Source organism: Microcoleus sp. S36b_A4, assembly GCF_036700645.1.
GTDB lineage: Bacteria > Cyanobacteriota > Cyanobacteriia > Cyanobacteriales > Microcoleaceae > Microcoleus.
Genome location: NZ_JAUBPI010000143.1, coordinates 1 through 10,909 on the forward strand (window position 1 = coordinate 1; position 10,909 = coordinate 10,909).

A 10,909-nucleotide genomic window follows, 5' to 3' on the forward strand; every position below is an offset into this window, starting at 1 on the left:
GAGCCGGATGCGGGGAAACCAGCACGTCCGGATCTAACTGAGAGGTGCGGAGGATAATACCTCCCATCGACTCAAACAAGTTACGAGATTATTAATAAACTTAGGGGTTAACACCTCAAATTCAAATTCCCATCCCCCCAACCTCAACCACCCCAGGCCATCCACCCCAAATTCTATGATGCGACTGTCTGATTCTGATTTGACAATATCTGTTTTAGCCGTAACCCACCACAAGATGGAAGAACGAGAAAATTTTCCAGAGTTTGACTCTTATCCCGTCTCCGCCGATCGACAATGGAGCAACGTCCCAGACCCAGAAATGGATAAATACCCCACAACTCCAGCACCAGACTGGAACAATGGCAAAAGCCAAGAACCCGAAGCAATCCCCCCGGTTCCCACACCAGAGCCAGCAGCAGAACTCTCCGAAGCAGTAGCCGAAATTCCCGAAAAACAAACGGGATTTCTGCCAGTGCTCAAAAACCCAAATTTTCTAGCATTGTGGAGTGGGCAAGTTTTTTCCCAACTTGCAGATAAAGTTTATCTCGTACTGACGATCGCCCTCGTGGCCAGCCGCTTTCAAGCGCCAGATCAAACCATCAGTAGGTGGGTATCAGCAATCATGATCGCCTTTACCATTCCCGCAGTGCTGTTCGGGGCCGCTGCGGGCGTGTATGTCGATCGCTGGTCGAAAAAAGCAGTGCTCGTCGCCACAAACCTGCTGCGGGGAGCCTTTGTGTTAACCTTGCCCGTGCTGCTGTGGCTCTCCGACGGGTGGGAACTTGGTCAACTGCCGCTCGGATTCTGCTTGCTGCTGCTAGTAACATTCCTAGTCTCGACTCTAACTCAATTTTTCGCCCCAGCAGAACAGTCAGTGATTCCCCTAATTGTGGAACGCCGCCACCTGCTATCAGCAAACTCCCTCTACACCACAACCATGATGGGGTCGGTGATTATTGGCTTCGCAGTCGGAGAACCCTTACTAGCTTTAGCCGACACCCTATTTTCCAACCTCGGCGGCGGACTCGGCATCGGCAAAGAATTAGTAGTAGGCGGAAGTTACGCCTTCGCCGGAGTGCTGTTGCTGTCGATGAAAACAGGCGAAAAAAACGAAGTCGAACACGAACCGCCGCACCCCCTAGCAGATTTGCGAGACGGCCTGCGTTACATCAACGATCAACCGAAAGTCCGCAATGCTTTAATTCAACTAATTATTCTATTTTCCATTTTTGCAGCCTTGGCAGTTCTAGCAGTTCGGCTGGCGGAAATTCTCCCAGGTATGAAAGCATCACAATTTGGCTTTTTGCTGGCGGCGGTGGGCGTTGGCATGGCTGCTGGGGCAACGACAGTCGGCTATCTTGGCCATAAATTTTCTCACTCCCAACTGAGTTTAATCGGCTCGATTGGCATGGCACTTGCTCTGATGGGTCTTTCTGCATTTACCCACCATTTGTGGCTGTCGGTGCTGTTCATTACCTTGTTGGGTTTATTTGCCTCATTGGTGGGAGTGCCGATGCAGACTACAATTCAAGCAGAAACTCCAGAAGAAATGCGGGGAAAAGTCTTCGGACTGCAAAACAATGCCACTAATATTGCTTTGAGTTTACCGTTGGCTTTGGCCGGGGTAGCCGAAACATTTCTGGGCTTGCCGACAGTATTTTTGGCTTTAGCAGGATTAGCGATGGCTGGGGGTGTCTTAACCTGGTATATTTTCCGTAGCACAAATAGCAAAGTCGATCGAACCTAAAAAATAACAAACTCTGATTTACTGGAATGCACATCGCTTGGCTAGGAAAAAAATCACCTTTTTGCGGTAACGTCACTTACTCCAGGGAAGTCACCAACGCACTATTAGACCGGGGATACCAGGTCAGTTTCCTGCACTTTGCCCAAGAGGCGGACTCACTGGACAGGAACAATACGGGGTGGAGTATGGCAAATGGTTCATGGGGAAAGGGAATTACTCAAACCTCATATACCACTTCTCTCTCGTCCGCGAGTTGCAACGAAGTCTCTTTACCCTGTCACTACAAATCGCAAATTTATACGATTCCCACTCTCAAGTCCCGCACAGTGCTGATGAAATCTCTGCGGCGGCTGAAACCAGATGTTGTTCACGCTTCCCTGACGCTTTCGCCTTTAGACTTTCTGCTGCCGGAAATTTGTCAAGAATTGAATTTGCCTCTGGTGGCGACTTTTCACCCGCCGTTCGATCGCAAATTGCGAAATTTGACATCGGGAACCCAACACCTGATGTATCAACTGTACGCTCCGTTTTTGGCGAACTACGACTCGACGATCGTTTTTTCTCAGATTCAGCGGGATATATTGGTGAAGTTGGGAGTGCCACAGGAACGGGTGGCTGTGATTCCCAACGGTGTGGATGCTGTTAAATATTCTCCAGGGCCTTCGGGGTTGAAGTCGGAATTAAAGGCCGATCGAGTTTTTGTTTACCAAGGCCGCATTGCCCAGGAGAAAAATGTCGAGTCGATGCTCAAGGCCTGGAAACACTGTAATTTTGGCCCTGGGAACGTATTGGCGATCGTAGGCGACGGGCCCCTAGCCGCCTCGCTGCAACTGTTTTACGGCGAAGATGATGGCATTGTGTGGCTCGGATTTGTTGCCGAGGAGGAACGCCGGATCGAAATTCTGCGGGGTGCAGACGTATTTATTTTGCCTTCTTTGGTGGAGGGACTGTCGCTGTCGCTCCTGGAAGCGATGGCCTGCGGTTTAGCTTGTTTGGCAACCGATGCCGGTGCTGACGGCGAGGCCTTGGAGGAAGGCGCGGGGATAGTTTTGAATACTCAGCGGGTACGAAGTCAGTTGCAAACCTTGCTGCCGCTGTTTTGCGATCATCCTGAGTTGGGAATGCTGCTTGGTCAAAAAGCACGCCAACGGGCGATGGAGCGATACACTCTCAGTCAGAATATTACTGAGTTGGAAAAGCTGTATGCAGAGGTTTTGCAAAAGCAGCGCGTACTAATTCGGGGTTTAGCATGAATGTTTTGATTGCTCGTTGCCGGGCTAGAGCCTGGGAACGCAGATCCGGAGGCTCTGCCTCCTCCTTTGGCTCAAGCGAGGCTCTTTTACTCGTTACCAGGCTGGAGCCTGGGAACCAGTTAAGGGAGAGCCTCGCAACCAGTTAACGACACCTTTCGGCAAGCGCCTGGGAACCAGTCATTCCTCCCCAATCTAAAATCCAAAATCTCAAATCCAAAATCGCCTACCCTCCAGGGCGCAAATAATCCAAAAGTCGATCGCCCGAATCGGCCCGAATCAAAGCAACCACAACATCCGGCAAACTTCCCAAACTCGGATAAACAAAATAACGCGGTTCCCACCGCGGCCCAAACTTATCTTTAAAACTGTGCAATCCCTTAAAATTATAAAACTTGCTCAAGTGTTCCGAAAGATAAATCAAAACCTTTTCCAACCGCCCACATTTCTCAGATTCTCCCACTCCCGCCAAAGCAGACAAACCCAAATCAAATTCTTCATATCCCAATTCTTGACAATGCTGCAACATCGAAGCAAACAAACACTCCATCGTGCCATTTTCCACCTCAGTGCGACGCCGCATTAAATCAACTCCAACTACTCCATCTCCGGCCGATATCATATTAGCAAAAGCACTAATTATACCGTCGGGAGTGTGGATGGCTGCGACGCGAGTTTCCCGCAAATATGCCTCGTCAAACCAACCCACCGAAAATTTTTTTTCCGCACCCTGAACCATTTGCAGCCACTCTTCGCTCACGAGTTTCATTTGCCGCATCAATTCGGAACTTAAAGGAGGTTCGTAAAATTCGATTTGATAACCGGCTTTTGTAAGTCTGTTGATAGCAGTTCTCAAGTTTTGATTGCTCTTGCCTTTGAGAGTAAAAGTTTCGAGATTAACAATAGCTTCTTCGCCAATTTGCACCACTCGAAAACCGAGAGTAGAATACATTTCTAGATCCTGGAGCAAAGTTTGATAAAATGCTGGATACCAATCATTGCGATAGCAAAATTCTTGAAACCCTAGAATTGATTCTTTGCGGTCTTCAGCAGGCCCGATGGGGTCTCCCAAAGCGATCGCACCTCTACCTTTCGGCACATAGGCGATCGTACTTTTTCCCGAAGGACTAAAATAATAAGATTTATCCGGAAGCAACGCCAGTCTCGCTAGCGTTGTCCGCCCGTATTTTGCTACAACTTCTTGAGCTTTATTCCGTTCCGAAATACTTGCCGAATTTCGCAGCAGCACCGGCCGCAGCAGCATTAAAAGTGCGTAACCAAGCGTTACCGTACCTACAGCATAAATCGAATCCGCAAAAAAGTTAGCAAACCGAGTTTGCGGAACCAACCCCGCATTGTCCGCCGTAAAAAACATGGCAAAAGTCTGGAATATAGCATCGTCCCAATCGAAATTAACCGCTTGTCCGTTAACTTGAAAACCCCCATCCAGAATATAAAAACCCGCCGTCCCGTAAGCCAGCGTAAACAGCAAAGCCCCCAGCAAAACCCGAATTCCTTGAGCAATTGAAGGGCGATCTGATTTAGCCGTAAACGTCTGTCGCATCACCAACAACTGAAACAGCAGCACCCCAGAAAGCAAGCTTTCTTCAACATCCAATCCCTTGACTAAATGAATTACAATAGAAACGATTAACAATCCCACAGTCAGCAACCAAGCAATCCGCTTGCGCCGCAACAAATTAGTTGCCAGAGTTAGCAGCATAAATCCGATAACTGCTGCAAAAAAATGCCCGCCCGCACGCACGGGAAAAGGAAAAAACGGTTCCAACCAATTTCGGCGATCGGGTAAACTGGGAGTTACAGCAGACAGCAAGTTAATAACTCCTACCAATCCGGTTAAAAATGATGCAGTCCAGAGTCCAATCCTAGTTTTTTGGGGTAACACTGTTGACCTTTCTAATTTTTCTGTGTTGCCAGTGATATTTTAAACTGTTTTCCAACATAGCTCAAAGAATCGGCTAAATGCTTGTGCCAATAATTCCAACCGACATCCGGGCCAACAATCCCGTGTCCTCCCGGAAATTTGTTAAACTCGTTGGCTATACCCAAACTGTTTAATTGCTCGTGAAACTGTTGAGTGGAAATCAGATATTTTTCGTCTGCTTCCCCCGCATCCAAATAAGCGCGCAACTGCTGTTTATCTTTAACAGGGAGTTTTTCCACTAAATATTTAGGACTGTTAGCCTTGCCACTTTGATCTGTAAAATAACCACTGTGGCTGAACAGAATATTAAAATTCTTCAAGTAACGCAAACCGATATTAAAAGCTCCCCAACCCCCTGAAGATTGTCCTCCCATTGCCCAGAATTCGGGGTCTTCCAGCGTTCTGTAGCGCGATTTTACGATCGATACTAACTCGGAGCCGATCGCACTTCCCACCTTACCGTTGGGCCCGTCAAAATACTGCGGGTCCCACAAAGGACTCGTACCCCGCTTGTCGTTCCCGTCAGGAGTAATTACAATTGATGGCGGCAATCTTTTGCTTTTATATAAATCGTGAAGCACAGAAGTAACAGCGGCTTTGTCCTGATAAGCGCGCGCGTCTCCGTGCCCGCCGTGCAGCAAAAAAATGACTGGATAGCGCTGTTTGAGATTTTTTGCGTACCCCGGTGGCAAAATTAAACCGTAGGTGCGCTCTGAATTCATAGCTGCACTTTTATATGTTTTGAGTTCAAAATTTAAGTTGGCATCTACTACTACTTTCGGAGGGTCTAACTGAGGTGCCCCGGCAATAAAAACGTACCAGTATCCAGTCGCACCGAGGAGGATGATTGTACCCGTACCGATACCTAAAACTTTTCCCAGCCACTTAGGCATACTTTCAATCTCTCTTTTTGGTCAGCGATCGCAATCTGTACATTATATGCAAGTATATTGTAGAACTGTAGGTGAGGTCGATCGCACATTGTGCAGCTAAACTTCAACGGTCTCTGGAACCCGTTCCACAGTTAAACTGCAACGATGTTAAATTCTTCACTTTTTTAATCTAAAATGGTATGACTTATCAAAATCCCGCTCCTACAGTTGATATTATCATCGAATTAGCCGATCGCCCGCACCGCCCGATCGTACTCATCGAACGCCGCAATATTCCCTACGGCTGGGCACTTCCCGGCGGGTTTGTCGATTACGGGGAATCGGTAGAAACGGCAGCCAAACGCGAAGCTTTAGAAGAAACGAGCTTGAATGTAGAATTAATCGAGCAATTTTACGTTTACTCTGACCCCAATCGCGACACCCGCCAACACACTATTAGTATTGTATTCTTGGCTTCTGCAACGGGCGAACCTCAAGCCGCCGACGATGCTAAAAGTTTAAAAATTTTTGAATCTTGCCAGATTCCTCGTGAATTGTGTTTCGATCACGATCGCATTTTACGAGATTATTGGCGTTACCGTCATTATGGATTGCGGCCACGTTTGTAGGGTGAGGATTTGTTAACCGCCGATGCACGCGGATTAACGCAAATTGATTGCTATGATTTATCGGTGATTTATCTGTGTTAATCTGCGGTTAAATTCATTAAACTAAATTCTATGGCAAGCTTGACAATATTAGGTGGAGGTGCTTGGGGTTCGGCCTTGGCAAATCTGGGAGGCAAAAAAGGCGATCGAGTTAATTTGTGGTCGCGCAGCAGTTCTGTTAATCTAGACTCAGTTATAACGGGTGCGAATGTTGTTGTTTCGGCAGTTTCGATGAAAGGGGTGGGCGCAACAGTCGATCGACTTTTGGCGTTAGAGTTAAGTCCCAGTACAATTATAGTGACTGTCACCAAAGGTTTAGACCCTGCGAGCACACGCACTCCGTCTCAAATTTGGCAAAATGCTTTTCCTAACAATTCAATTGTGGTACTTTCCGGCCCCAATCTTTCCGAGGAAATTCAGCAGGGATTGCCGGCTGCAACGGTAGCGGCGAGTTCGGATTTAGCGGCGGCCAAACAAGTCCAAAATATTTACAGTTCCGATATTTTTCGGGTTTATGTGAATGAAGACCCGCTGGGGACTGAGTTAGGTGGAACTTTGAAAAATGTGTTTGCGATCGCCGCTGGTGTTTGTGACGGTTTACAATTAGGAACTAATGCTAAATCTGCTTTGCTGACTCGCGCTTTGCCAGAAATGATTCGGGTGGGAGCTCGTTTGGGAGCTCGCGCAGAAACTTTTTATGGTTTGTCTGGTTTGGGAGATTTGCTCGCTACTTGCAACAGTCCTTTATCGCGCAATTATCGGGTTGGTTTCGGATTGGCTGAAGGCAAATCTTTAGAGCAAATTTTGCACGAATTGCAGAGCACTGCTGAGGGAGTCAATACTACTAATGTGTTGATTGATTTGGCTAATCAACGCGGCATTGAAGTGCCTGTTTCTCGTCAAGTTTATCGCTTATTAAATGGTGAAATTACTGCTGAGCAAGCCGTTTTATCCTTGATGGAACGAGCTTTGAAACCGGAGATTTTATAACCTGTATCACTGGATAGGTAAGGACTTAAGCAACGCCTAAGCCCCTACCCGTAGCTGAAGTTTCAAGAAGTGGTGTCAGCAGTTGCTACTTATGAATTAAGAGTTGTAAGCGACATTGGTTGAGCGGTCAGATTGATGTTTTGAGCGCTCGGTAGAGAAAGAGTTTAAAGAATTGAAGATGAGTTGTGAATCCAAAACTCTTTAACTCATAGCTGCTACTTAACTCATAACTCATAACTTGCACAGCAAGTTACACCAGCTTTACATCTTGCCGTGCTGCATTACCTGTTGAAGGTGCTGGCGAATTTCCTGGGCGTGTTCCATGTCAGCTTGCTGCAATTTTTGAAACAGCTCAGCACAAGGCTGAGAACCGGTTTCTTGAGCATCTTTCATGTAAGTTTCGTAGGCTTTCAAAGCTTCCGACTTGTTTTGCAAAACTGTTAACAAATCATACTCGAGGTTGCTGATGACTGTACTACCGTTAGTGTTCATAAACTGACCTTCTGCTAGGATTTGTTCCAAGTTTGACCTATCCAGAGATGACTGTTCATCTATCTAGAAGGGTAGATAATTCTACTTTCCGCCGTAATAAAACGCAACTTCTTTATCTTTCAGCGGGGCGAAGTCAGCAGCAACAAGCATTTTATCGAGCTCGTTTTGAGGCAGATGTTTGACACCGATTCGGACAATGCGCGATCGCATGGTATTTGACACGCCACTGCGCTGTCTGCCGGCTTCTAATCCCATCACTTGCTTGTAGAGGTCTAATTTTGCTTGCGGAATCGGAGTACCGTCAAAGTCGATTCCAGAGGCGATCGCAACATCGATCGCATCTGCACCAGTTGTAGATTGAGCCGCTGAGTTTGTTTCTGAAGACATTGTGCTGTGTTATCAAAGTTTGCTGTGCAAGCATTTTATCAGAGAATCTGCTACATAAATTATTCAATCTAAAATCTAAAATCTAAAATCGATTGACTTCGCTCAAATCCACATTTCCGCCGCTAACAATCACGCCAATCCTCGCATTTTTAGCCTGCACAACACCTGACAACAAAGCCGCCGCTGCTAACACTCCCGTCGGTTCAACAACTATCTTCATGCGTTCCCACATAAAAAACATTGTCTGGCGAATTGCCTCTTCTGAAACTGTTGCCATATCATCAACGTAATGCAGCACCAAAGGAAAGGTTAATTTTCCCAAAGATGGCGTGCGCGCACCATCAGCAATCGTATCTGGGTTAGTAACAGTTTGTAGCGTTTTCGTGCGGAACGATCGCGTCGCATCGTCTGCTTGCTCCGGTTCTACTCCTATTACTTTACACTGCGGAGACAAAGTTTTTGCGGAGAGCGCGCATCCCGACAGCAAACCCCCGCCACCGCAGCAAACCAGCAGCAAATCCAACTCCCCAACTTCTGCGATTAATTCCAGTGCCGCCGTACCTTGTCCCGCAATTACCCACGGATGATCGTAAGGAGGAATAATTGTTAAGTGTCGTTCTGCGCCAATTTTAGCGGTTAAGTCTTCGCGGGAAACTTGAGTGCGATCGTACAAAATAATCTCTGCACCGTAGCCGCGAGTCGCCTCTTGCTTGACTTTTGGCGCATCTGCTGGCATGACAACAGTAGCAGGAATTTGTAACAACTGGGCCGCAAGGGCGATCGCCTGCGCGTGATTTCCCGAAGAAAAAGTTAGCACTCCCCGCTGTTTTTCGGCTTCAGATAGCTGCATCAAAGCATTGCAAGCACCCCGAAATTTAAACGAACCCGTGCGCTGAAAGTTCTCGCACTTGAAAAATACCTGAGAATTTGTGCGTTTGTTGAAAGTTTCCGAAGTCAGCACCGGCGTCTTGAAAGCTTTGCCCTGCAATCGATTTGCCGCCGCATCCACCTCGGCGAAACTGACTGGCAAGGAATTTTGGGCACTGAATGAGGCACTCATAGATTTTAGATTTGGGCGATCGAGGACTGTATTTGTAGGGTGGGCATTCCCCGCTTCACTCCTACCATTAAATTATAAATTTTTATTATATTTTGGAGGGCAAGAATTATTAGGTGTTGCGCTTAATGGTTAAAAAAATTGTTGACTAAAATCAAAATTATGACAATTTATTATCAAAAATTAAAGGGGAGTTTGTACTTGCAGAGGAAAGGGATTAATGAATACAAATTTAACCACCGCCCGATTAATTGTAGGGAAACGGCACGGCGCAGTGTCCTGATTTCGGGTAACGGGTAAAATAAACCGAATTGGATGGTGAAATTGCCCTCGCGAGTGCGATCGACTTCAACCATCGACACCAACGCAAAAGAAGACACGGCAATGCCATTTTTCTGCCCAAAAAAGAGCGACTAAATTGTTTAACAATTACAAAAAAAAGGACACAGTATTACTATGTCCTTACCTCTGTATTGTAGGGACACAGCATCGCTGTGTCCCTAACCGTACCGATATCCCGATTAGGATTCTTGCCGTTTAGAACAAGAACAATTCAGAATTACCGGTCGGTCCCAAATTGACATCGACAGTAGCAAACAAACTGTTACCACCAACCGTAGAACCGTTGCTATCGTAATACAGTTTAGTAGACAAACCGTCGTAGATAGCCATGATGGACGGCCCGGTTAAAGTTGCTTCAAACACAGTTACATCAGACACTGTGCTGCTGTAAGCGTAGAAACTCGAAGCCAAGGACACTCCGGTGGTAAAGCCTGCAAAGCCAGTGCTGTCGAGGTTAATTACATCATCAGCAATGCTGTAATTGGTAATTAAGTCGCCGCCGTCAGCAGTAGTTCCGCTGAACACAAACACATCTAAACCAGCACCGCCGTTGAGAACATTGGTTCCCACACCACCTATTAAAGTGTCATTCCCGATGCCGCCGTTGAGAGTATCGCTACCGCCACCGCCGAAGAGGCTGTCATTACCATCGTCGCCGGAAATGCTGTCGTTACCCAAACCGCCGTCGAAAATGTCCGCACCGCTGCCGCCGCTGAAGATGTCAGCAAACTCAGTACCAGTGACGCTGTTATCAGCCGCATCTCCGGTAAACAAGACAGGAGATGTGAAGTTGTAACCGCCAGCACCAGAACCGAAATTGTTAAAGGCGACGGGGAAAGTGTTTCCAGCAGCAGTTAAATCCGCAACGCTACCTGAGTTGGTAGTAGTACCACTGGCAGAAGGTGCGATCGTACCTGTAAATACAAAGTCCGCCGTTCCCAGATTGCTAGCAGCAGTACCCAGATTCGCAATCAAGGTAGAACCACCGGCTACGGTACCGTTCGAGTCAAAATACAACACCGTCTCGTTCGAGGCATTAGTAAATGCGAAGAAACCAGCACTTGTAGAATTGCCCAAGGCTTTAGCTTGTGCAGCTTCCAAAGAGGCATAACTGCCGCCTGTGAAAATCACGAACTCTTTGCCAGTAATGTCAGGAGTT

Annotated in this window: 11 protein-coding genes; 4 read left to right on the forward strand and 7 right to left on the reverse strand. The window is 47.0% G+C overall.

Annotated features, from left to right (window positions below):
* Positions 1-175: 175 nt before the first annotated feature.
* On the forward strand, positions 176-1,747 hold the full coding sequence (locus tag QUA03_RS27050) for an MFS transporter (protein WP_333216563.1): 1,572 nt from the start codon (positions 176-178) through the stop codon (positions 1,745-1,747).
* A gap of 26 nt (positions 1,748-1,773) precedes the next feature.
* Entirely contained in the window at positions 1,774-3,000 is a 1,227-nt protein-coding gene (locus QUA03_RS27055; protein ID WP_333216566.1) for a glycosyltransferase family 4 protein, read from the forward strand.
* Positions 3,001-3,223: 223 nt separating this feature from the next.
* Here the strand turns inward: QUA03_RS27055 and QUA03_RS27060 are convergent, their stop codons facing one another.
* Entirely contained in the window at positions 3,224-4,903 is a 1,680-nt protein-coding gene (locus tag QUA03_RS27060) for a phosphatidylglycerol lysyltransferase domain-containing protein (RefSeq protein ID WP_333216568.1), read from the reverse strand.
* 11 nt (positions 4,904-4,914) lie between these two features.
* Positions 4,915-5,835 carry an alpha/beta hydrolase-fold protein gene (locus QUA03_RS27065; RefSeq protein ID WP_333216570.1) on the reverse strand — a complete coding sequence of 307 codons (921 nt, stop codon included), beginning with the start codon at positions 5,833-5,835 and terminating at the stop codon, positions 4,915-4,917.
* Positions 5,836-6,014: 179 nt separating this feature from the next.
* Here QUA03_RS27065 and QUA03_RS27070 point away from each other — a divergent pair, with 179 nt between their 5' ends.
* The gene (locus QUA03_RS27070; RefSeq protein ID WP_333216572.1) at positions 6,015-6,443 is read left to right on the forward strand and encodes an NUDIX hydrolase; all 429 of its coding nucleotides are present in this window, start codon (positions 6,015-6,017) and stop codon (positions 6,441-6,443) included.
* A gap of 111 nt (positions 6,444-6,554) precedes the next feature.
* Positions 6,555-7,472 carry an NAD(P)H-dependent glycerol-3-phosphate dehydrogenase gene (locus QUA03_RS27075; protein WP_333216574.1) on the forward strand — a complete coding sequence of 306 codons (918 nt, stop codon included), beginning with the start codon at positions 6,555-6,557 and terminating at the stop codon, positions 7,470-7,472.
* Positions 7,473-7,733: 261 nt separating this feature from the next.
* On the opposite strand, the gene QUA03_RS27080 is transcribed toward QUA03_RS27075, so the two are convergent.
* From QUA03_RS27080 to QUA03_RS27100, 5 genes are all read right to left on the reverse strand, one after another.
* Positions 7,734-7,964: a hypothetical protein gene (locus tag QUA03_RS27080; protein ID WP_333216575.1), complete on the reverse strand. Its 231-nt coding sequence runs from the start codon at positions 7,962-7,964 to the stop codon at positions 7,734-7,736.
* A gap of 81 nt (positions 7,965-8,045) precedes the next feature.
* Entirely contained in the window at positions 8,046-8,351 is a 306-nt protein-coding gene (locus QUA03_RS27085; protein ID WP_006635311.1) for a small RNA NsiR4-regulated ssr1528 family protein, read from the reverse strand.
* Between the two features lie 82 nt (positions 8,352-8,433).
* A complete protein-coding gene (locus tag QUA03_RS27090; RefSeq protein ID WP_333216577.1) occupies positions 8,434-9,411 on the reverse strand; it encodes a threo-3-hydroxy-L-aspartate ammonia-lyase in 978 nt (325 codons plus the stop codon).
* Between the two features lie 173 nt (positions 9,412-9,584).
* Positions 9,585-9,788 carry a hypothetical protein gene (locus tag QUA03_RS27095; RefSeq protein WP_333216579.1) on the reverse strand — a complete coding sequence of 68 codons (204 nt, stop codon included), beginning with the start codon at positions 9,786-9,788 and terminating at the stop codon, positions 9,585-9,587.
* Between the two features lie 157 nt (positions 9,789-9,945).
* Positions 9,946-10,909: calcium-binding protein (locus tag QUA03_RS27100; RefSeq protein ID WP_333216581.1), on the reverse strand; the 964-nt coding region annotated here is incomplete at its 5' end.